Origin of the sequence: Burkholderia vietnamiensis LMG 10929 (assembly GCF_000959445.1) — a bacterium.
In the GTDB taxonomy this organism is placed as follows: Bacteria; Pseudomonadota; Gammaproteobacteria; order Burkholderiales; family Burkholderiaceae; genus Burkholderia; species Burkholderia vietnamiensis.
This window is the reverse complement of the sequence record NZ_CP009632.1, coordinates 603,357-621,761: the sequence shown is the minus strand read 5'-3', so window position 1 is coordinate 621,761 and position 18,405 is coordinate 603,357. Positions and strand designations below refer to the sequence as shown.

Sequence of the window (18,405 nt, the reverse complement as noted above, 5' to 3'; positions counted from 1 at the left end):
AAATCCCCCTATGACCACGAACGTATTGATTCTCTGCACTCACAACTCCGCGCGCAGCGTGCTGGCGGAAGGGATGCTCAATCATTGGGCCAAGAAGCTCGACAAGGACGTGCGCGCATACAGCGCCGGTAGCGCGCCGAGTGGTCGCCTCAATCCGTTCGCGCTGGAAGCGCTGACCGGCGCCGGCGTCGACGTCAGCGGCTATCGCAGCAAGAGCTGGGACGAATTCGTCGGCGACGGCGCCCCCGAAATGCGCGTCGTCATCACAGTGTGCGACAGCGCGGCATCGGAGACGTGTCCGTACTGGCCAGGCAGTCCGGTCAAGGTCCACTGGGGCTATGCCGACCCGTCGAATGCCGTGGGAGGGGATGACGGCAAGCGGCTGGCGTTCGAGCTGACACGTCAGGCGATCGGCTATCGGATGCTGCAGTTGCTGACGCTGCCGCTCGATCGTCTCGACAACGCTGAACTTCAGCGAGCCCTGACTGAAATCTCGCAAAACTGAGCAGCCGCATGGCAGCTTGCCGGACCGGCGTGCTGCTGTGCTTTCAGGCCCGACCCATCTCCATCGAGCAGTCCAATGACCACCTCAAACGTCGCACCCCAGGGAAAAGCCGTCGCGAAGCCCGCCATCAACTTCTTTGAGCGCTATCTGACCGTCTGGGTCGCGCTATGCATCGTCGTCGGCATTGCGCTCGGCCAGGCGTTGCCCGACGTGTTCCAGCGCATCGGCCGGCTGGAGTACGCGCAGGTCAATCTGCCGGTCGGCCTGCTGATCTGGGTGATGATCATCCCGATGCTCGTCAAGGTCGACTTCGGCGCGTTGCACGAGGTCCGTCAGCACATCAAGGGAATCGGCGTCACGCTCGTCGTGAACTGGCTGGTCAAGCCGTTCTCGATGGCGTTTCTCGGCTGGCTGTTCATCCGGCATCTGTTCGCGCCGATGTTGCCGGCGGAGCAGCTCGACAGCTACATTGCCGGCCTCATCTTGCTGGCTGCCGCGCCGTGCACGGCCATGGTGTTCGTCTGGAGCCGGCTGACCGGCGGAGATCCGTTGTTCACCCTGTCGCAGGTGGCGTTGAACGACAGCATCATGGTGATTGCCTTTGCGCCGCTCGTGGGCCTGTTGTTGGGCATCTCCGCTATTACCGTGCCGTGGGCCACACTGGTCACGTCCGTCGTGCTCTATATCGTCATTCCGGTGATTCTCGCGCAGATCCTGCGAAAGGCGCTGCTGTCCAAGGGGCAAGCCGCATTCGATGCGGCGATGGCCAAGATCGGCCCCTGGTCGATTACCGCGCTGCTGGCCACGCTGGTGCTGCTGTTCGCGTTCCAGGGTGAAGCGATCCTGAAGCAACCACTGGTGATCGCGCTGCTCGCCGTGCCGATCCTGATCCAGGTGTTCTTCAATTCGGCCCTCGCTTACTGGCTCAACCGCGCCGTCGGCGAAAAACACAATATCGCGTGCCCGTCTGCGCTGATCGGCGCATCCAACTTCTTCGAATTGGCAGTCGCCGCCGCGATCAGCCTGTTCGGCTTCAACTCCGGCGCCGCGCTGGCGACGGTCGTGGGCGTGCTGATCGAAGTGCCGGTCATGTTGCTGGTGGTGCGCATCGTCAACCAGTCCAAGGACTGGTACGAGTGCGCTTGAACAAGTACAGGAATCAAGACATGACTGACATCACGATCTATCACAATCCGAATTGCGGTACGTCGCGCAACACGCTGGCGATGATACGCAACTCGGGCGTCGAGCCGCGCGTCGTCCATTACCTCGAAACGCCGCCGAGCCGTGACGAATTGGCCGACCTGATCGCCGCGATGGGCGTCCCGGTGCGCGACGTGCTGCGTCGCAAAGGCACGCCGTACGACGAACTGGATCTCGACAATGCGAAATGGAGCGATGCGGATCTGATCGCCTTCATGCTCGATCACCCGATCCTGATCAACCGTCCGATCGTGGTCACGCCGCTGGGCACACGCCTCTGTCGCCCGTCGGAAACGGTCCTCGACCTGTTGCCGAATCCGCAGACAGGGCCGTTCACCAAGGAAGATGGCGAAGTCGTGATCGATGCGGAGGGCAAGCGTGTCTGACTGCCTGAACGATTTGCCGCAGGTCGACACCACGCTGTTTCGCGTGCCGGAAGCAAGTCAATTGCGCGCGCCCGCGCCATCGACCCATCCGCCCCGGTTCCTGCTTCTCTACGGATCGCTGCGCGAGCGTTCGTTCAGCCGCCTGTTGATCGAAGAAGCGGCGCGCCTGCTCACAGCCATGGGCGGTGAGGTGCGCGTCTTCAATCCGAGCGGCTTGCCGTTACCCGACGATGCGCCGGAGAGTCACCCGAAGGTGGTCGAGCTTCGTGAACTCGTGCAGTGGTCGGAGGGCATGGTGTGGTGCTCGCCGGAGCGACACGGTGCGATGACCGGGATCATGAAGTCGCAGATCGACTGGATTCCTTTGTCGGTCGGCGCCGTTCGACCGACTCAAGGCAAAACGCTCGCGGTCATGCAGGTGAGCGGCGGCTCGCAGTCGTTCAACGCGGTGAACCAGATGCGCGTGCTGGGGCGCTGGATGCGCATGCTGACCATTCCCAACCAGTCTTCGGTTGCGAAGGCATTCCTGGAATTCGACGACGCGGGCAGGATGAAACCGTCCGCCTACTTCGATCGGGTCGTGGATGTCATGGAGGAACTGGTCAAATTCACCTTGCTGACCCGTGACATCGGTGCCTTTCTGGTGGATCGCTATAGCGAACGTAAGGAAAGCGCAGAGGAGCTTGCGCGGCGGGTGAATCAATCGAATATCTGAAGAGATCGGCGAGGGATTCGTCGCAGTAACAGGGCCACACATAGACGCTCGCGAGCACCAACGCGGCCCACGAGCGAAAGTGGGAAACATTCAGCGCGTGGTGAGGCACCTTGCCTCATGGTTCAACCTGAGTACACGCGTTACGCTGTTGTAATGAAAGGAAATGCGATGAAAAAACTCGAAGTGTTTGATCCGGCAATGTGCTGCTCGACGGGCGTTTGCGGCGTCGATGTCGACCCGGTTCTCGCGCAGTTCGCGGCGGACCTGAAGTGGGTCGAAGAACACGGCATTGTCGTGGCCCGCCACAACCTCGGCCAGGACCCGCAAGCGTTCGTGGCCAACCCCGCGGTGGTCAAGGAGATGGAAGACGGCGGCATGAACCGCCTGCCGATCCTCACCGTCGACGGCCAGATCGTGTCGACCGGGCTGTACCCGTCCCGCCCGCAACTCGCGCAGAAACTCGGAATTACGCTGACGACCGAGGAAAAGCCGCGCGTCAAGGCGGGAAGCTGCTGTTCGCCGGGCTCCGGCTGCTGCTGAGGAGGAGCGCCCATATGTCGCTGCCCGACACGCAGACCCGCTACCTGTTCTTTACCGGGAAAGGTGGCGTTGGTAAGACGTCGCTGTCCTGCGCCACCGGCGTGGCGATGGCCGATGTCGGACGGAAGGTGCTCATCGTCAGCACCGACCCGGCCTCCAACCTCGACGAAGTGCTGGGCGTGGGCTTGAGTCAACTGCCAACGGCCGTTCCCGGCGCCCCGGGCCTGTTCGCGCTGAACATCGACCCGGAGGCGGCCGCGCATGCCTATCGGGAACGCATGGTCGGACCGTACCGGGGCGTCCTGCCCGCCGCAGCGATCCGCAGCATGGAGGAACAGTTTTCCGGCGCCTGCACGGTCGAGATTGCGGCCTTCGACGAGTTTTCGAAGCTGCTCGGCAACCCTTCGGCGACGGCCGATTTCGACCACGTGATTTTCGACACGGCACCGACCGGGCACACGTTGCGCCTGTTGACGTTGCCGTCGGCGTGGAACGAGTTCATCTCGTCGTCGACGGGCGGCGCCTCCTGCCTGGGTCCGCTGGCCGGTCTGGAAAAGCAGAAGGCGCTGTACGCGGCGACCGTCGAGCGCTTGTCGAGCGCCACGGAAACCACCGTCGTGCTGGTCAGCCGGCCAGAAGTCGCTGCGCTGCGCGAAGCGAACCGCACGCGGCACGAACTGGCGGAGTTGGGCATTCGCAACCAGATGCTGGCCATCAATGGCCTGTTCACTACGAACCGCCACGATGACGCAATCGCAACGGCCATGGCGGAGCGCGCGCAGCAAGCGCTGGCCGACATGCCGCGCGACCTGGCCTGCTTGCCGCAGACCCGGATTCCGTTTCTGCCACGCGGCACGGTCGGGCTGGACGCGCTGCGCGATATGGCGCAACCCGAGCGCGTCCGGGTGCCGACGGACTGCCGGATGCCCGCAACGACCTTGCCGCCCGGCTTGGGCGGCCTCGTCGACGAGCTGTCGAGCGTCGGCCACGGCGTGATCATGACGATGGGCAAAGGCGGAGTGGGCAAGACCACGGTAGCCGCCGCGATCGCCGTCGCACTCGCCCGAAAAGGGCATCCGGTCGTGTTGTCGACCACCGACCCGGCCGCGCACGTCGCCGCGACCATCGACGGCGTTGTGCCCGGCCTGACGGTCACCCGCATCGACCCGGCGCTCGAGGTCCGGCAATACACCGAGGACGTGCTCGCGAAAGCAGGAACCGCACTCGATGCCGGCGGTCGAGCGATGCTCGAGGAGGATCTGCGCTCGCCATGCACGGAAGAAATCGCGGTGTTCCGGGCATTCGCGCGCGCGGTCGATCAAGGCAAGTCCGGGTTTGTGGTCCTGGATACGGCGCCCACCGGCCACACCATTCTGCTGCTCGATGCGGCCGAGGCCTATCACCGCGAAGTGATGCGTACGCAGGGCGACATGCCGGAGCCGGTCCGTCAGTTGCTGCCGCGGTTGCGGGATCCGGACTACACGCGAATCCTGATCGTCACGCTGCCAGAAGCCACCCCGGTTCACGAAGCGGAACGCCTGAGCGCCGACCTCGCGCGGGCGGGCATCGAACCCTACGCATGGGTCATCAACCAGTCGCTGCTGGCCAGCGGCACGACCGATCCGATGCTGTGTCAGCGCGGCACTTACGAGGTGCCCTTCGTGCGCCGGGTAGCGGACGACCTGGCGCCGCGGGCCGCACTGATCCCGTGGCTCGCCGAGGCCCCGGTCGGGGAGGCAGGCCTCGAGCAGGTGATCACATCGCGGATGAACGCGTAGCGCCCGAAGGAGCAACGCGATGAAAGCGCTTCCGATTCTGTGGCAACGACTCGTCACCAGCGGCAAGACCTGTCCGCGTTGCGCCGATACCGGCGAGGAAGTGAACCGGGCAATCCGGCAACTCCGAGACATCCTGTTGCCGCTCGGAATCGAGCCGGTATTGGAAACACGCGAGATCGACGAGGCGACCTTCAAGGCCACCCCCGCCGAATCCAATCGTATCTGGATTGCCGGCAAGTCGATGGAAGCATGGTTGAACGGCACGGTCGGCAGTAGCCGTTGCTGTTCCGTCTGCGGCGATGCCGAATGCCGTACCGTGGAGGTCGAAGGCGCGAGCTACGAGGTCATTCCGGAGGCGCTGCTCGTGAAGGCCGGGCTGATTGCAGCCTTGACGCTCAATGCCCAAGGTAGCAAGCAGGATCCGAGTTAGAAGATGGGATGGAAACGCATGCCGACGCACGTTGACGTCGTGGTGATCGGGGGCGGCCAAGCCGGGCTCGCCACCGCATACTTCCTGCGCCGCGCGGGGATTGACTACCTCGTGCTGGATGACCAAAGCGCACCCGGCGGCGCTTGGCGTCACACATGGGAATCCCTGCACCTGTTCTCGCCAGCGGAGTGGAGTTCACTGCCGGGCTGGCAGATGCCGGCCTCGCAGGATATCTATCCGTCGCGCAACGACGTCATCGACTATCTGGTGAACTACGAGCATCGTTACCATCTCCCGGTACAACGCTCCGTTCATGTCGAAGCCGTTTCTCGCAACCGCGAGGGTTTGCTCGTCAGCACGGATCGTGGTGAGTGGCTTGCCCAAGCGGTCGTGAGCGCGACCGGCACCTGGAGCGCCCCCTATATCCCGGACTATCCCGGACGCGAGCTCTTTCGCGGTCGCCAGACGCATTCGGCACAGTATCGAAATCCGGACGATTTGCTCGGACAAAACGTGCTGGTCGTCGGCGGTGGCAACTCGGGGGCGCAGATCCTGGCGGAGGTATCAATGGTCTGCAACGCCACATGGGTAACGTTGCACGAGCCGGTGTTTCTTCCAGACGACGTCGATGGCCGGATCCTGTTCGAACGCGCGACCGCCAAATGGAAAGCGCTCCGCGATGGGCAAGCGACGGGAGTTCCGGTAGGCGGATTGGGCGACGTCGTGATGGTGGCACCGGTGCGAGACGCGCGTGCGCGAGGCGTGCTGCACGCCGTACGGCCGTTCTCGCGCTTCGATGCAGACGGAGTCGTGTGGGTCGATGGCTCGCATGCTCACGTCGACGCCGTGATCTGGTGCACCGGTTTCCGTCCCGCGCTCGGCCATCTCGATGCGCTGCAGATCCGGGACGCCGACGGGCGGGTGGCGACGGACGGCACCCGCGCCAGGGATGAGCCTCGCTTATGGCTGGTCGGCTATGGCGAATGGTGCGGCGCTGCGTCGGCCACGCTCATTGGTGTGATGCGCGGCGCACGTGACACGGCCCGCGAAATTGCCGAATATCTGCGGATTCAAGAGCAAGAAGCTTCAGCGCCGCCCTCCATGTCAGGAGGGGGCACTCAGTGACCGCAGGTGTACGGGCAACAGCGCGTTCAGGCACGCGAAATACTCGTCCATAAACGCTTGGTCGACGCCGCGGCAAACCAGTTCTGCAACGTGCGCATCAACGGCCTCGCGAAGCTTCGCCGAGAACTCAGGCGAGTCCTGTATCAGCGGCAAAGCGGAGCGAAGCAGCGTGGTAACCGCCTCCGTTTGTGCTCGTGTGTGTGCAGCGTATCGCCAGAGCTTGGCTAATTCGTGCTCGTTGTCTTCCAAGGAATCCCTCCGATTCGTCGCTGATCTTTGCTGGCGAGTCTGCGCGTTTCAACGGGCTTGCGATTGATGTGAGTCAACTGAGCAGGAGCAAAACCGGACGCTCTATCTGCACGACGGAACGCCAGCGGACGCGGACATTCGAGTCATTCAGTGTGCGGAGGCGGCACTGGAGCGGTGCACGGCCCGTGCTGAACACGGCGAAACTTGGATCATGCTCGACACGGACAAGGCGCCGATCGAGTGGGTGCTGCTGATTCATGACGAGCAGCGCGCGACGACGGCCACGCATCGTCATCTCGACACAGTCGACAAGCGGAACCGGTTCGGGCTCAAAGGGCTGAAGTCGCCGATTTCGGCCGTGCCGCGCACCGAAAGCTAGTCAGTCGAAAACGCGCGATCGACGAACGCGCGCAACTGCGACAAATCGGTTTTTGCGTAACCGGCGGTGGTCTGGATCGACGCGTGCCCGAGTAGAGCCTGCGCAGCAGGCAATGGCACTTGTCGGTCGACCACTAATGTACGCGCGTAGGTGTGGCGCAGCCAGTGCGGCGACGCACGGCGCAGCGTCGCCGCGCCACCCGGATCGGTGTACTGGAGCGTCGCAGCCGCCACCACAAAGATCGCCTTCACTTCATCGTACAGGCCCGAGCTTTGCAGCGAGCCGCCCTTGAGGCCATGAATCAGTGCCTCGCGCTCGCCGGATTCGGGATGTGCCGGCAAGCCACGCAGCTGTCGGTACGCCTGCAGCACCGACACGCAGCCCTGTGGCAGCGGGATGGCGCGGGTTTTCTGCCCTTTACCAAATACGTGCAGGGTCCAGCGGCCGTCGGACTCCGCTTCAACGACGGGAAGTTTCTGATCGTCGGACCAGACCAACTCGACGAGGCGCACACCCGCATAGCGATACAGCATCCAGATAGCCCGGCGCCGTGCAGCCACGACGGGATCGATATCAGCCATTACCTCGTTGACCTTCGCGTCACAAGCAGCGAGCTGTGCGGCCGTCAGTATGCGGCTGGAGGCAACGCCGGCATGCCGGCGTTGCCCGCGCACCAGGCCGGCGGCCGGATTCGCAGTCAGATAGCCGGTCTCCGTCCAGTACCGGAACAGGCTGGCGACGACCGCAAGCGCGCGCGCTTGCGACGCCGCCGTCAGGCTTCGCGCGTCACCGCCGTTGACGTCGCGCGCGGGATGATGCAGCGTGTGTCGGTACGCAAGCAGATCGTGACGAGTCAGATCCGAGAACGGCCCCAGTTCATGCGCGATACACCACGCCGCAAGGCGACGGATCTCCGTCACATACGCCCGCGTCGTATGTGACGACCGACTGCCGCGATCGCGCAGGAACAGGGCGATCGCCTGCGCATCGTCGCCGACGCCGAGCGTATTCGTCGCGCTTCCCGGATTCGCATAGCGGCCCGCGCGCGCCACCCACTGCAGGAGACTCCCCCCGAGGCCAGCAACAAGCAGGGTCTCCTGTTTTCTCTCACCAATGGTCGAGATGGAGACGTCGCCCGGGTCGCGCTTGAACCGGCGTGCGTGCGCGCGCAGTACCCGTTCCACGATCGTGTTGGGTGCGGGTGCTTCGGTAGCCGGCACCACCCGCGCGCGCCCGCGATCCCAGTATTCGACCGCGGTCGACTGGTCGAGGAGCAGTCGCATCACCGCCGGCTTCGCGGCCTTCGCTTCTGCAAGCGACGGATAACGTTGCTTGACAGTCGCGAGGTTCCAGCGCGTATAGACGACATGGCCGAGCGCGTCGGTCAGATACGCGGTGACGGCGTCCGCCTCGCCGGGCAACCGTTGAGGCGGTGTCGCACCAATGTCGATCCAGTCCGCAAAGCTCATTGGCGAATGGCACTCGGAAAGGTATTCAAGGGGCAGCTCGCGTTACTTGCTCTTGCGTTTCGCGGCCGTGCCGCTGGCGGTGCGTTTGGCACTTGCGAGACCGGCGTGCGTGGTGGCCCGACCCGGTTTCGGCGCGATGTCACGCAGCAAATCGCCGAGCTGGGCATGTTGCTGCGCGTTGACGGCTTTCAGCGCGAGGGCTTCGCCAACCGCCCGCTGTCGGGCTTCGCGTTCGTGGGCGAGCTCACCATCCAGCCGGTCGCGTTCGGCCTCGAGCGCCGCAATCCGGCGCTCGGCGAATTTGAGCTGCGAGGCGGACTGCGCGTGTTCTTTTTTCAGGGCCTCGCGCTGGTGCGCGGTTTCCTGCAGCAACTGCTTCGACAGCGCTTCGTAGCGGTGCTGCGCGGCCGCCAGCGCTTCCACATGGGCCCGGTCGAGCTCGGCATGCTTGGTCACCGCCGCATCCAGTGCGGCCTGGCACTCGACGGCCGCGGCGTCGAGTGTCGCGCAGCGCTCCTGTACGAGCGCGTGCTGCGCGCGCACATCCGCCAGCTCGGCGTCGCGTGCCGTCAGCGCCGACCGCAACTCCGTGATTTCCTGCCGCAGCAATTCGACCCGCATCTCGGCGTCGGTGCGGGCAGCGTCGGCTGCGTCGATCGCCTCCTGTGCCTCGCGCTTGAGTCGCACGACATCGTCCAGCTGAACGGCCACGGCCGCCTGCCAAAGCGCGTGCATCTGTTCGGCGATTTCGGGCGGAACGCCGGGTATCGCGATTTCGCTGAGCCCGGACCGCACGACCTCGGCCTCGATGGCGTTCAGTGCGCGCGACAGTGTGGCGGGGTCGCCGGCGCCGAGCCGCGCCCGCAGCTTGCGGACGGACACCAACTTCCGGAAGCGGGCGCCGGTTGCAGGCGTCGCATCGCCGGCCTCGGCCAGCATCGCAAGCACCGTTGAACGGATCTGGTCGGGGGTAGTGGCAGCCGGACGAGGCATGACGGGCTTCGGAAAGGAAACAGGCGGAATTTCCGCCTATTATTCCATACGACTATAACGCTAGAAAACGATATTTCGCGCTGACCTAAAGATGCTATCGTGGATAAGTTTTCTTATCGCGGCCACGCAGCTCCCAAAGCACTGGCCAACGCATGACAGCGCCGATCGGCGCAGCGAGAAAGTGTTGAGGAACGTTGGAAAGACCAGTCAGGAAGTGGTTGATTTGATTAGTTATTATTTTGGGGGCTGACCGCTAGGCCTTGTCGCAGCTAGATCGCCTTACCCCGGTAAAGCGCACGGAAATCAAGGGGAGGCCCTACAGCGTGCCCACCGAGCATGCTTCGCTTCAGACGGCGTCCGAATACGTGACGGCCGGAGAGAAACGCCGTCGCGCGGAGATCGGGAAATTCCACGTGCGCGTGATCGAGTAAAAATCAAATACACGTCGGAACATTCGACAGGATTTCGTTCGCTAGCAGGCTGTTGAAAAGCGCCTCGTTTTGACGACCGGAACGCGGTTTAAAAGGGTTTCGTATGCGATTGGCTGCTGAGTTTCAGACGGATCGTGCCGGATGCCCCGCTGGTGAGCGGGTCGGCCGGCGCGTTGCCGCGCAACGGCAGCGCTTGGGCGGCTCATCGCGCCGCTCCTTGTGGCACCACTGCCAGTATTCGAGCCATTCGAGTCAGGTTGCTCGCCAGCATCGTCAGTTTGAAGTGCTGGTCGACCCGTTTGATGCCGCGATACGCAGTCTGTCGAATCCTGCCGACGGTCTTGCCCCAGCCGAAGTGCTCTTCGATGCGCTTGCGAATGACTTGGCTGATGCCATAGCCGGCGTGTCGCGAAGTGCGGCCGTCGATCGCGCTGCCGCCTTGATGCGTGTCGTTGCGCGCGACGTGTGGCGTCACTTTGCGAGCCCGGCAATCCCGGACAAAGTCGCGCATGTCGTAACCCTTGTCGGCGCCGAGCGTCTTGGCGTGACGACCCGGCACACAGTCGAGCAGGCGCAATGCACTTACACGTTCGCCGAAACCGTCAGCGTGGCTGACCACTGCGCCGACCACCAAGCCCGAGCGGTTCTCCATCAGGATGTGCCCCTGATAACAAAGGATGGCTCCGCTTTGCCGCCCCTTTCGGAACAGACGCGCATCCGGATCGGTACTCGATTCGTGCGTGTCGTTGCTGCGCCGCTTGCCTTTCCAGTCGGTGTCGGCATTGCGGCCACCGCCGGCCGGTGGATCGTCCGAACCGTCCTTGGGTCGGAAGCTCTTGTGGCTGGCCCACGCCTGGATCAGCGTGCCATCGACCGAGAAGTGTTCTCTAGACAGCAGCCCTTGCTTGTCGGCCAAGCTCATGACTTCGGTAAAGAACGCTTCGACCACTTCGTGCTCGAGCAAACGATCGCGGTTCTTCGAGAACACCGAGTGATCCCAGACGGCGTCTTCAATCGCCAGCCCGACGAACCAACGGAACAGCAAGTTGTAGCGCATTTGTTCCATCAGCATGCGCTCGCTACGCACCGAGTAAAACACTTGCAACAGCAGCGCACGCAGCAGTTTCTCGGGCGCAATCGATGCTCGACCGCTGTCTGCATAGATCGTGCTGAACAGCCCATTGAGTCGCTTCAGCGCTTGATTGACCAGCAGTCGAAGCGGCCTCAATGGGTGATCGGCCGGAACAAAATCTTCCAGCTTTACCGTCGTGAACAGCGGTTCTTGCATCTCGTCCATTCCGCGCATCGCTCTCGTCTGCCCAAGATCATGAACACGATATCTCTAACGCACCGCCCTCAGGGCTCGTTTACACCGTATCCAATTTCAACAGCCTGCTAGGGCCCCTATAGGGCTTGATCAACATTCCCTCAGGTTCGGCAAGGCATTGCCTCATTCCGGTTGCAGCCGGGATAATTGCCTACTGTCTTTTTGACTACGACACTGCAAACGAAAGGCCGGATGACAAATTCCCTTACCCCGCAGGGTGACGAAGACTATCGCCGCTGGCTCACAGAGCTCAAGCAGCGGGTCGAGCTTGCCCGTGCACGCGCCGCCGCAAGTGTGAATCGCGAGTTGGTGACACTGTACTGGCAGATCGGTAGCGACATTCTCGAACGCCAGGAGAGACAAGGGTGGGGGGGCAAAAGTCATCGATCGGCTGGCGCAGGACCTGAAGGCTGCGTTTCCCGACATGCGGGGATTCTCGCCGCGCAACCTGAAATACATGCGGGCTCTGGCGCAAGCATGGCCTTCATCGGAATTTGTGCAGCAGCCTGCTGCACAATTGCCGTGGTTTCATCTTTGTACCTTGCTCGACAAAGCAAAGGATCCGGTGGTCGGCGATTGGTACGCGGGCAAGGCGCTTGAGCACGGCTGGTCCCGCAACGTTCTCGCGATGCAAATTGACACGCAAGCACATGCGCGGACGGGTGCGGCCGTAACCAATTTCGACGCACGCCTGCCGCCTCATCAATCAGATCTGGCGCGCGAAGCGCTCAAAGATCCGTACATCTTCGACTTCCTCGGATTGTCCGAAGATGCTCAGGAACGCGATATCGAGCAGGGGCTGACGCGCCACATTACCCGCTTTCTACTCGAGCTTGGCGCCGGCTTTGCGTTTGTCGGGCGACAGTATCGGCTCGAAGTCAGCGGCGATGAATTCTTCATCGATCTGCTATTTTACCACCTGAAACTTCGCAGTTATGTGGTGGTAGAGCTGAAGGCGACACCGTTCCGGCCCGAATATGCCGGGCAACTGAACTTTTACCTGTCCGCAGTCGACTCGGAACTGAAGTCGCCTGATGATGATCCGACCATTGGGTTGCTCCTGTGCCGGGAAAAGAACCGTTTGGTTGCCGAGTATGCGCTGCGTGGCATGGCAAATCCGATGGGCGTCGCAGAATACCAGCTCCTTCGGGACGTCCCCGCGTCGCTTGAAGCCGGACTGCCATCCATTGACCAGATTGAAGCAGAATTGGGCCCCGATTTGTCTGATTCAGACTGAGTCGGGTTGGTCTACTGCAGTGACGGCCCTGCAAAATCTTCGAGATGTCGGGTTCAGACCCTATTTAGTCGATAATAGTTATTATGTAAAATTATGGATACCTAACCGATGTGAGCACTGCCTGGGCCATTGAAATATCGATGCCGCGACACCGCGTCAACCGGCTGATGCCACCGCGCTTACCAGAGAACGGTCATGCGCCGAGCTTCAAATTGCAGCTTGCTACCGTCCACAAACACATAAATGTCCACGCACAGTTGCGGAGCCTCTATCGACACAGCGAGGTCGCACGCGGTGTCATACGCTCTGCAGACATCGTCGTCCATGCTGATGCACTCGGCGGTGGTGTATTGCGGTCGGTCCATCATATTTGCGCGTTTTCCTATCGAGCGGTGCCGTTCTTGCAGTGAATGCACCACATCCCTTTGCTCGCGCTGCACAGCGCCGGCCGTCCGCAATCCGGGCAGCGGATCGTTATCGCTCCGAGGTTCATCGTGTTTTCCCATTCAAGCCACTTGGGCTTTCTTAACAGCGTTAAAGCCGTCGGTTGCGTCGAACAGCGATCCCGAGATCTCCCTGATGAGTCTTGCTTGGCACTCGGGGCTAAGGCGCTCGCGACGGCCGAACTGTTCGACTGCCGCGCGCAGGCTTTCTGCAGCGGTCCCACCGTCTATCGAGTCGATCTTGCCAGCGTGAAATACTATGGCAATCCCATGACTGCGCAGAATCCGCGTAAAGTCACCAAGCAGCGAAGGCAGAGCCTGTTCATCCATGATTTTTTCCGTGTCAGTTGGTACGTTGCTTTTGCCGGTACTTGCGCTCGATGGCACGGTCCAAAAAGACGCCGCCCACCGCGACTACAACTGCGGCCGGCCCACCGATCCACCACGACAAGCCCGCGTCTCTGCACGCCCATAGGATCGACAACGGGATGACGCACCAGAACAGCGACAGCAGCAACGTCCAGGCGGGCATTTTGGCTTCCATTGCCTACTTCGCGTAGTGAGCTTGCAGCACGCTCAAATCCTGCTTCGCCACCACGACATGCGGGCGATAGCGCTGCGCCTGCGCGGCAAAGGCCGCCAACGCTTCGCCGCCTGCCAACGATTCCGTCTCCATCGACAGAGCGACACGAAGCCGTGCTGTCGCCGCGGAGCGACGATAGTTCGCCAGTGAGATGCGTTTAGCTAGTTTGCGAATCGCTGCCATAGTTTTCCTACGCCTTCTGAATGTTGAAGTTCGCCGCCGCGTACCGTGCATTGCAGGTCCAGACTTCTTCCCCGTTACGGTAGAAAACTGCCCAACCTTTTGCGACGGTCATCCGGGCTTGCGGAAACACGGCGCTATGGCCGTTGATGGCAGCTGACATCTCATTTCGTTCGCGGCATGTTGCCCAGTAGTCGCCGTCGGGCAATAAGTCCGGATTTGGGCGCCCCGATTTCGTCACGATGTTTTCCTGTATGGCCCGCGCATCGAGCACGAGCGTTTTCTGGGGCTCATTTCGATTTGGCGGGCGTCGCCCAGTTCGGTGTCGGCATCTCAAACGGCGTGGTCGCTAAGCGGGTCCTGCGGCCATCCTGGGCGAGATACACCTCATCCGGAAAGGTTGTAAATGCGTCGCGCTTTCCGTTGGCATAGTGGCCTTCTTTCATGACCATAAGACAATCTTTCGACGCATGCCAATTCAAAATAAGATCTGCCCCGTCCTTCGGTCCCGGCGTGTAGGGGCGTGGCCATGGCGGGGGCGTATCAAACCGAACCCATAGGACCTCACCGTCCGTCACTGCATAAATTGCCCGAGGGAAGCCAGGGGGCTTATATTCCACGTCTTCGATCACGTAGGGTTGCAATCGCGCCCCTTCGGGTATCTCGGTACATACAGGGTTTGCAAATCCCAGCACTGGCAGGCAGAACACCAGCCACCCCAGCCCCAGTTTCATATCGTTTTCCTATCTCACTTCCCGGTACATCGCTGGCCCGCTGATCAGGCCGACGGCCACCAGCTCGTTGCGCCCGTAGTTACGCGACTCTTTGCGCATCTCATATCCGCCCTCGTCGCGATGAATGCGCTCGATGTGCGCGGCCACCGTCGCAACGTCATCGCGTACGGCCGCGAGATCGCGCATCACTAGATCCGCAGGTAGCTCACGAAGGCATTCAAGCAGTGTCGCCATGATCTTTCCGTTTTCCAGTGCCGGCCGAGCCGGCGAATTTTCCTACAGCTCAAAAAATGTCCGAACCTGACGACAGGCATCCGAGCCGGCAGCGAACGCTCGACACACGCTTGGTCGATGCTCGTAGACGGAGCATGACACCTCGACCCCGATCTCGCCCACCAGCGCGACGCAGCGATCACTGGCGCACTTCATACGACCGGTTTCACAATTGCACATCTCCTCCGGAATGCCATCGCACGTGTCCTCTTCGAGGAACTCGGGCCACGTGTCCGAGTACGCGCAGCACCCACCGCAGGATTGGCAATCTAAATGCATCGTCTTTTTCCGTTGCGTTAGGCGACAGCGTGTCTCTGGATGGTGCGCGTCGTCTTGAGGCCGCGCAGGTTGGTATGCACGGTGACGGTGTATCTGGCGATTACCTCGCCCCCTGGAGCGACCTCTTCATATTCGTCGATCTCAGTCTGTCCCATCGTGCCTTTCGCGCGCGAGCTCACGTGGCGCAATTCATTGACGGTGGCGACTCCCAGTTCTTCTTTCAGGTCCATGTTTCGTTCTCGTTGAGCCGAACGGGCCGGCGTTTTCCGTGGCTTATTTCGATTTCGCGGGCATCGCCCAGTTCGGTGTCGGCATCTCAAACGGCGTGGTCGCTAAGCGGGCCCTGCGACCATCCTGGGCGAGATACACCTCATCCGGAAAGGTTGTAAATGCGTCGTCGAGCGTTGTCTTCGCATCCATCTTCGTGCCTTCCTCGTCTTTATGCTGCAGCTTTCCAGCAGTTCCGGTCGACGTTGGCATCGCGCTCAGTAGCAGCACGACGACGCTCCCCAAGCACGGTGCCGACACGCTGCAATACTTCCGTCGCAGGATGCCCTTCGCGCGTGCCGCGCGGCGGAAGAAGGTTCTCGCGCTCGATGAGCAGCTTGGCTGCTGCGAGGGTCTCCACATCCGTCTCGCGATTGACCACGCTCATGTTCGAAGCGAGCTCGGCGACGTGTGCTGCGCGTTGCTGGTGCCGTTTCGAGCTAGCCGAGCGCCCGTTGATCCGCCGCCACGCGTCCATCCATTCTCGCAGCGTGGACTATTTGATACGCGTACCCGGTGTCTTGATGACCGGCCACTGCGACCGATCTCCGCAGACGCGACCCCGCTTTTGAGTCCGATACAGACCTACGTCATAGACTCCGTGGCCAACCATGCAGCGCGGCATCGCCTAACCCCCGATTCATTATCGGCATACGAACGCCGAGCTTGAATCAGATAATAGTACCGCTGCGGTACTATGTCAACGCTTTTATCAGCTGCTCAACGATCTGCGGCGAGACAGTGACGCCTCGCGCGCTCAATTCCGCCGGCAACACGGTCCGCATCATATGGCGGCGCACGGCCACAGGGATGCGCTCGAGCGAATACCCGGCTTCTGCCATCTTGGCCGGCCAGTTATGACGGTATGCCGTGCCGCATGCGGCATTAATCTCTTCGAGTGTTTGCTTGAGCGGCTTGCCGGCGGCCGCCTCAATCTCCAGCCAGCGTTCGAAGAGACCTTTAGAAAGTTTGTCTAGTACCATGGCGGTACTATATACCAGACGCGTCATCAAATTGCCGCCTCGAAAATCCGGGACAGAACTGCGCTCTCGACGTCGATGTAACGCCGGGTGTCGTCGATCGATTCATGACGCAGCAACAGTTGAACTTGCTCGAGCGTCGCACCGCCGCTCAGTCCAAACAGAAGAATCACGGCGTCGCGCGCCGGATGCCTGCTGGTCGCTTCAGTGACGCGCAGCAGATGACGAATCTGGCCGGGCGACAGAACGGCGGCTCGTTTTATGACGTTGGGCATGATGGCTCTCTGAACAGGATGGAAATCGGGATCATTCAGAGAGAAAACCGTGCAGGCTCTTTTTCGATACTACCGCGCCGCCCTATAAGGCAACCTCGGAAAATTCGGCGCGGCGCTGAGCTTCCGTTACCATTTCGCTCTATTGCAATAACTCGAGCACGATCGTGACGACCGAACTACAAGACCTACAGGCTCAGCTCCGCGGCTTGAATATTCGACTCGCGGACGTGAAGAAGGACGAGAAGCAGGCGTATTTGGCCGGCGTCCAGGAGCGCGTTGCGCTCTACGGCATCACCGAAGATGAACTGCTACGCGCGGCCGGCTTCCGGAAAGCGCGCAAACGGCAGGCGCAAGCGAAGTACTACGACCCCTCGTCGGGTAAGCAATGGTCGGGATTCGGCCCAAGACCGAAATGGCTCGAAGGCAAGAATCTCGACGACTACCTGATTGAGCGTGCGGCGAAATCGTGGTGGCCCGGAGAACACGCCTGACGACGCGCGCAAGCGAATTTCGCACCGATAGAGTGCTCCACGGTCGGGGCTTACCTGACGACAGCGATCGCCACCGGCAACCCGATACTTGCGTTACCCTGTTTCGGTACGGTTGCTCTCGGAGTCGGCGATGTGCTATTCGGCAAAGATCCAAGCCAACTATCGTGAGTACGTGCGACGTTACGGTGCCGAGATGGACATCGAGACGTTCCGCCGCCTGTTCTTCGCGCGTGCGGCCGGGAGCGACATCAAGATTCCGAAGGCGGTGGACGCGGCGCTCGTAGGTGTCGACGAGGAAATCTCGGCCGCAATCGCCGCGTATCGAAGCCAGCGAACACGGAAGCTCGAGACCGATCTGTTCGAGCAGCGCACTCGGCTCGCCGCGGCAGAGAAGAAGCTCGCCGTGAAAATCACAAAGAAGGCTGGCGAGGACGTCAGGATCGCCATCGACAAGATCGAAGCCGTGCAGCGCGGGCTGGATGATCTTCGCCGTCAGGATCTACAGGAGCGCGATTCCCGGATTTTCCCCGGCTGGTACGCTCCTGTGCTCATCGAACTCGACGGCAAGCGCATTGTCGTGCCGATGCGATACCGGTGCCGTCTGCCAGGCTGGACCGAGGCAGACGAGAAGCAGAAGCCCGGGACTTACAACGCGCGGCTGGACAGTCTGTCGACGGCTTGGCGCAAGGTCTTCGGATTCACGCATGGCCTCGTATTCGTCGACGCCTTTTTCGAAAACGTTAAGCGCGACGGCCAGAACGTCGTGCTGCGTTTCGATCCGACGCCGCCGCAATCGATGCAGGTCGCGTGCCTGTGGACGCGCACCGAGATCCAGGGCGGCGACGACCCACCGCCGAAAGTGGAGGCAGCTGGCCACGACAGATGTGTCTGAATACTACTAACTGTTAAATCGTCGTAAGTCGTTGTTCTGGTGGGAACTTCCTCAACGAACAGGTTGTAGCCCGGTTCCCCAGTATCAGCGTTAGACGCCCCTCCGAGAGCGTCGACCAACGCAAAATCGTTACCGTTTGCGAAAGAAGGAGATCACCTCGCCGGTCGACACCGACGCCGAAGGAGAAAATGTCGCCATGCGTGCCGCGAAATGAAGTAACTCCGACGCTCGGCGGTGCGAA

At 61.6% G+C, this 18,405-nt stretch carries 28 protein-coding genes and 1 pseudogene; 12 read left to right on the top strand and 17 right to left on the bottom strand.

All coding sequences use genetic code 11. The annotated features are described in order from the left end of the window. Positions 1–10 precede the first annotated feature (10 nt). The 8 genes from AK36_RS27825 (at position 11) to AK36_RS27790 (ending at position 6,682) form a co-directional block, all read left to right on the top strand. Complete coding sequence (locus AK36_RS27825) at positions 11–505, top strand: arsenate reductase ArsC (protein WP_045579713.1); 495 nt, start codon at positions 11–13, stop codon at positions 503–505. A 75-nt stretch (positions 506–580) separates the two neighbouring features. Further along, the gene (gene arsB / locus AK36_RS27820) at positions 581–1,651 is read left to right on the top strand and encodes an ACR3 family arsenite efflux transporter (RefSeq protein ID WP_045579712.1); all 1,071 of its coding nucleotides are present in this window, start codon (positions 581–583) and stop codon (positions 1,649–1,651) included. 20 nt (positions 1,652–1,671) lie between these two features. After that, positions 1,672–2,094 carry an arsenate reductase (glutaredoxin) gene (gene arsC, locus AK36_RS27815; RefSeq protein ID WP_045579711.1) on the top strand — a complete coding sequence of 141 codons (423 nt, stop codon included), beginning with the start codon at positions 1,672–1,674 and terminating at the stop codon, positions 2,092–2,094. Then, entirely contained in the window at positions 2,072–2,809 is a 738-nt protein-coding gene (gene arsH / locus AK36_RS27810; RefSeq protein ID WP_045579710.1) for an arsenical resistance protein ArsH, read from the top strand. The genes arsC and arsH overlap by 23 nt, the downstream gene beginning before the upstream one ends. Positions 2,810–2,977: 168 nt before the next feature. Then, entirely contained in the window at positions 2,978–3,349 is a 372-nt protein-coding gene (gene arsD, locus AK36_RS27805) for an arsenite efflux transporter metallochaperone ArsD (protein WP_045579963.1), read from the top strand. A gap of 14 nt (positions 3,350–3,363) precedes the next feature. Beyond that, positions 3,364–5,127 carry an arsenical pump-driving ATPase gene (arsA, locus tag AK36_RS27800; RefSeq protein WP_045579709.1) on the top strand — a complete coding sequence of 588 codons (1,764 nt, stop codon included), beginning with the start codon at positions 3,364–3,366 and terminating at the stop codon, positions 5,125–5,127. A gap of 19 nt (positions 5,128–5,146) precedes the next feature. Next, positions 5,147–5,557 carry a DUF2703 domain-containing protein gene (locus AK36_RS27795; RefSeq protein ID WP_045579708.1) on the top strand — a complete coding sequence of 137 codons (411 nt, stop codon included), beginning with the start codon at positions 5,147–5,149 and terminating at the stop codon, positions 5,555–5,557. Positions 5,558–5,575: 18 nt separating this feature from the next. After that, on the top strand, positions 5,576–6,682 hold the full coding sequence (locus tag AK36_RS27790) for an ArsO family NAD(P)H-dependent flavin-containing monooxygenase (RefSeq protein WP_045579707.1): 1,107 nt from the start codon (positions 5,576–5,578) through the stop codon (positions 6,680–6,682). On the opposite strand, the gene AK36_RS33475 is transcribed toward AK36_RS27790, so the two are convergent. Further along, complete coding sequence (locus tag AK36_RS33475) at positions 6,662–6,931, bottom strand: hypothetical protein (RefSeq protein ID WP_059913556.1); 270 nt, start codon at positions 6,929–6,931, stop codon at positions 6,662–6,664. The two genes, AK36_RS27790 and AK36_RS33475, sit on opposite strands and share 21 nt — an antisense overlap. 211 nt (positions 6,932–7,142) lie before the next feature. On the opposite strand from AK36_RS33475, the gene AK36_RS33775 reads away from it, so the two are divergent. Next, the gene (locus tag AK36_RS33775) at positions 7,143–7,310 is read left to right on the top strand and encodes a hypothetical protein (RefSeq protein WP_155624704.1); all 168 of its coding nucleotides are present in this window, start codon (positions 7,143–7,145) and stop codon (positions 7,308–7,310) included. Here AK36_RS33775 and AK36_RS27780 read toward each other — a convergent pair. The 3 genes from AK36_RS27780 to AK36_RS27770 form a co-directional block, all read right to left on the bottom strand. Beyond that, complete coding sequence (locus AK36_RS27780) at positions 7,307–8,779, bottom strand: tyrosine-type recombinase/integrase (protein ID WP_045579706.1); 1,473 nt, start codon at positions 8,777–8,779, stop codon at positions 7,307–7,309. The two genes, AK36_RS33775 and AK36_RS27780, sit on opposite strands and share 4 nt — an antisense overlap. Before the next feature lie 42 nt (positions 8,780–8,821). Beyond that, complete coding sequence (locus AK36_RS27775; protein ID WP_045579705.1) at positions 8,822–9,772, bottom strand: DNA-binding protein; 951 nt, start codon at positions 9,770–9,772, stop codon at positions 8,822–8,824. Between the two features lie 633 nt (positions 9,773–10,405). Continuing rightward, a complete protein-coding gene (locus AK36_RS27770) occupies positions 10,406–11,500 on the bottom strand; it encodes an IS5 family transposase (protein WP_080938796.1) in 1,095 nt (364 codons plus the stop codon). 222 nt (positions 11,501–11,722) lie between these two features. On the opposite strand from AK36_RS27770, the pseudogene AK36_RS27765 reads away from it, so the two are divergent. Next, positions 11,723–12,767, top strand: a pseudogene (locus tag AK36_RS27765) (PDDEXK nuclease domain-containing protein). 179 nt (positions 12,768–12,946) lie between these two features. On the opposite strand, the gene AK36_RS33770 reads toward AK36_RS27765, so the two are convergent. From AK36_RS33770 to AK36_RS27730, 13 genes are all read right to left on the bottom strand, one after another. Further along, positions 12,947–13,273, bottom strand: a complete 327-nt coding sequence (locus tag AK36_RS33770) for a hypothetical protein (RefSeq protein ID WP_155625039.1) — start codon at positions 13,271–13,273, stop codon at positions 12,947–12,949. Then, positions 13,274–13,540 (bottom strand): hypothetical protein, encoded by a 267-nt coding sequence (locus AK36_RS32155; RefSeq protein WP_174479797.1) that lies wholly within the window; start codon positions 13,538–13,540, stop codon positions 13,274–13,276. Positions 13,541–13,553: 13 nt separating this feature from the next. Then, the gene (locus AK36_RS27755) at positions 13,554–13,754 is read right to left on the bottom strand and encodes a hypothetical protein (protein ID WP_045579703.1); all 201 of its coding nucleotides are present in this window, start codon (positions 13,752–13,754) and stop codon (positions 13,554–13,556) included. Between the two features lie 3 nt (positions 13,755–13,757). After that, positions 13,758–13,976 (bottom strand): hypothetical protein, encoded by a 219-nt coding sequence (locus tag AK36_RS33470; RefSeq protein ID WP_144410684.1) that lies wholly within the window; start codon positions 13,974–13,976, stop codon positions 13,758–13,760. Between the two features lie 7 nt (positions 13,977–13,983). Next, the gene (locus tag AK36_RS32150; RefSeq protein WP_319001742.1) at positions 13,984–14,136 is read right to left on the bottom strand and encodes a hypothetical protein; all 153 of its coding nucleotides are present in this window, start codon (positions 14,134–14,136) and stop codon (positions 13,984–13,986) included. 127 nt (positions 14,137–14,263) lie between these two features. Then, complete coding sequence (locus AK36_RS33465; protein ID WP_144410683.1) at positions 14,264–14,707, bottom strand: hypothetical protein; 444 nt, start codon at positions 14,705–14,707, stop codon at positions 14,264–14,266. Between the two features lie 9 nt (positions 14,708–14,716). Then, positions 14,717–14,941, bottom strand: coding sequence for a hypothetical protein (locus tag AK36_RS27750; RefSeq protein ID WP_045579702.1), 225 nt, complete (start codon positions 14,939–14,941; stop codon positions 14,717–14,719). Between the two features lie 42 nt (positions 14,942–14,983). After that, positions 14,984–15,259, bottom strand: coding sequence for a YkgJ family cysteine cluster protein (locus tag AK36_RS32145; RefSeq protein ID WP_080938775.1), 276 nt, complete (start codon positions 15,257–15,259; stop codon positions 14,984–14,986). A gap of 17 nt (positions 15,260–15,276) precedes the next feature. Then, positions 15,277–15,489 carry a hypothetical protein gene (locus AK36_RS27745; RefSeq protein ID WP_045579701.1) on the bottom strand — a complete coding sequence of 71 codons (213 nt, stop codon included), beginning with the start codon at positions 15,487–15,489 and terminating at the stop codon, positions 15,277–15,279. Between the two features lie 43 nt (positions 15,490–15,532). After that, the gene (locus tag AK36_RS33765) at positions 15,533–15,679 is read right to left on the bottom strand and encodes a hypothetical protein (RefSeq protein WP_155625038.1); all 147 of its coding nucleotides are present in this window, start codon (positions 15,677–15,679) and stop codon (positions 15,533–15,535) included. A gap of 19 nt (positions 15,680–15,698) precedes the next feature. Beyond that, positions 15,699–15,914 carry a hypothetical protein gene (locus tag AK36_RS33460; protein ID WP_144410682.1) on the bottom strand — a complete coding sequence of 72 codons (216 nt, stop codon included), beginning with the start codon at positions 15,912–15,914 and terminating at the stop codon, positions 15,699–15,701. A 307-nt stretch (positions 15,915–16,221) separates the two neighbouring features. Further along, the gene (locus AK36_RS27735) at positions 16,222–16,536 is read right to left on the bottom strand and encodes a hypothetical protein (RefSeq protein ID WP_045579699.1); all 315 of its coding nucleotides are present in this window, start codon (positions 16,534–16,536) and stop codon (positions 16,222–16,224) included. Next, on the bottom strand, positions 16,536–16,781 hold the full coding sequence (locus tag AK36_RS27730; RefSeq protein WP_045579698.1) for a hypothetical protein: 246 nt from the start codon (positions 16,779–16,781) through the stop codon (positions 16,536–16,538). The genes AK36_RS27735 and AK36_RS27730 overlap by 1 nt, the downstream gene beginning before the upstream one ends. Positions 16,782–16,945: 164 nt before the next feature. Here AK36_RS27730 and AK36_RS27725 point away from each other — a divergent pair, with 164 nt between their 5' ends. Both AK36_RS27725 and AK36_RS27720 read left to right on the top strand, forming a co-directional pair. Then, positions 16,946–17,272 carry an H-NS histone family protein gene (locus AK36_RS27725; RefSeq protein WP_045579697.1) on the top strand — a complete coding sequence of 109 codons (327 nt, stop codon included), beginning with the start codon at positions 16,946–16,948 and terminating at the stop codon, positions 17,270–17,272. A 130-nt stretch (positions 17,273–17,402) separates the two neighbouring features. Then, on the top strand, positions 17,403–18,164 hold the full coding sequence (locus tag AK36_RS27720) for an SOS response-associated peptidase family protein (RefSeq protein WP_045579696.1): 762 nt from the start codon (positions 17,403–17,405) through the stop codon (positions 18,162–18,164). Positions 18,165–18,405 lie beyond the last annotated feature (241 nt).

Coding starts and splice junctions, on each gene's coding strand:
- AK36_RS27825 (WP_045579713.1), top strand. CDS start 11: ATGACCACGAACGTATTGATTCTCTGCACTCACAACTCCGCGCGCAGC.
- arsB (WP_045579712.1), top strand. CDS start 581: ATGACCACCTCAAACGTCGCACCCCAGGGAAAAGCCGTCGCGAAGCCC.
- arsC (WP_045579711.1), top strand. CDS start 1,672: ATGACTGACATCACGATCTATCACAATCCGAATTGCGGTACGTCGCGC.
- arsH (WP_045579710.1), top strand. CDS start 2,072: ATGCGGAGGGCAAGCGTGTCTGACTGCCTGAACGATTTGCCGCAGGTC.
- arsD (WP_045579963.1), top strand. CDS start 2,978: ATGAAAAAACTCGAAGTGTTTGATCCGGCAATGTGCTGCTCGACGGGC.
- arsA (WP_045579709.1), top strand. CDS start 3,364: ATGTCGCTGCCCGACACGCAGACCCGCTACCTGTTCTTTACCGGGAAA.
- AK36_RS27795 (WP_045579708.1), top strand. CDS start 5,147: ATGAAAGCGCTTCCGATTCTGTGGCAACGACTCGTCACCAGCGGCAAG.
- AK36_RS27790 (WP_045579707.1), top strand. CDS start 5,576: ATGCCGACGCACGTTGACGTCGTGGTGATCGGGGGCGGCCAAGCCGGG.
- AK36_RS33775 (WP_155624704.1), top strand. CDS start 7,143: ATGCTCGACACGGACAAGGCGCCGATCGAGTGGGTGCTGCTGATTCAT.
- AK36_RS27780 (WP_045579706.1), bottom strand. CDS start 8,779: ATGAGCTTTGCGGACTGGATCGACATTGGTGCGACACCGCCTCAACGG.
- AK36_RS27775 (WP_045579705.1), bottom strand. CDS start 9,772: ATGCCTCGTCCGGCTGCCACTACCCCCGACCAGATCCGTTCAACGGTG.
- AK36_RS27770 (WP_080938796.1), bottom strand. CDS start 11,500: ATGGACGAGATGCAAGAACCGCTGTTCACGACGGTAAAGCTGGAAGAT.
- AK36_RS33770 (WP_155625039.1), bottom strand. CDS start 13,273: ATGGGAAAACACGATGAACCTCGGAGCGATAACGATCCGCTGCCCGGA.
- AK36_RS32155 (WP_174479797.1), bottom strand. CDS start 13,540: ATGGATGAACAGGCTCTGCCTTCGCTGCTTGGTGACTTTACGCGGATT.
- AK36_RS27755 (WP_045579703.1), bottom strand. CDS start 13,754: ATGGAAGCCAAAATGCCCGCCTGGACGTTGCTGCTGTCGCTGTTCTGG.
- AK36_RS33470 (WP_144410684.1), bottom strand. CDS start 13,976: ATGGCAGCGATTCGCAAACTAGCTAAACGCATCTCACTGGCGAACTAT.
- AK36_RS32150 (WP_319001742.1), bottom strand. CDS start 14,136: ATGTCAGCTGCCATCAACGGCCATAGCGCCGTGTTTCCGCAAGCCCGG.
- AK36_RS33465 (WP_144410683.1), bottom strand. CDS start 14,707: ATGAAACTGGGGCTGGGGTGGCTGGTGTTCTGCCTGCCAGTGCTGGGA.
- AK36_RS27750 (WP_045579702.1), bottom strand. CDS start 14,941: ATGGCGACACTGCTTGAATGCCTTCGTGAGCTACCTGCGGATCTAGTG.
- AK36_RS32145 (WP_080938775.1), bottom strand. CDS start 15,259: ATGCATTTAGATTGCCAATCCTGCGGTGGGTGCTGCGCGTACTCGGAC.
- AK36_RS27745 (WP_045579701.1), bottom strand. CDS start 15,489: ATGGACCTGAAAGAAGAACTGGGAGTCGCCACCGTCAATGAATTGCGC.
- AK36_RS33765 (WP_155625038.1), bottom strand. CDS start 15,679: ATGGATGCGAAGACAACGCTCGACGACGCATTTACAACCTTTCCGGAT.
- AK36_RS33460 (WP_144410682.1), bottom strand. CDS start 15,914: ATGAGCGTGGTCAATCGCGAGACGGATGTGGAGACCCTCGCAGCAGCC.
- AK36_RS27735 (WP_045579699.1), bottom strand. CDS start 16,536: ATGACGCGTCTGGTATATAGTACCGCCATGGTACTAGACAAACTTTCT.
- AK36_RS27730 (WP_045579698.1), bottom strand. CDS start 16,781: ATGCCCAACGTCATAAAACGAGCCGCCGTTCTGTCGCCCGGCCAGATT.
- AK36_RS27720 (WP_045579696.1), top strand. CDS start 17,403: ATGTGCTATTCGGCAAAGATCCAAGCCAACTATCGTGAGTACGTGCGA.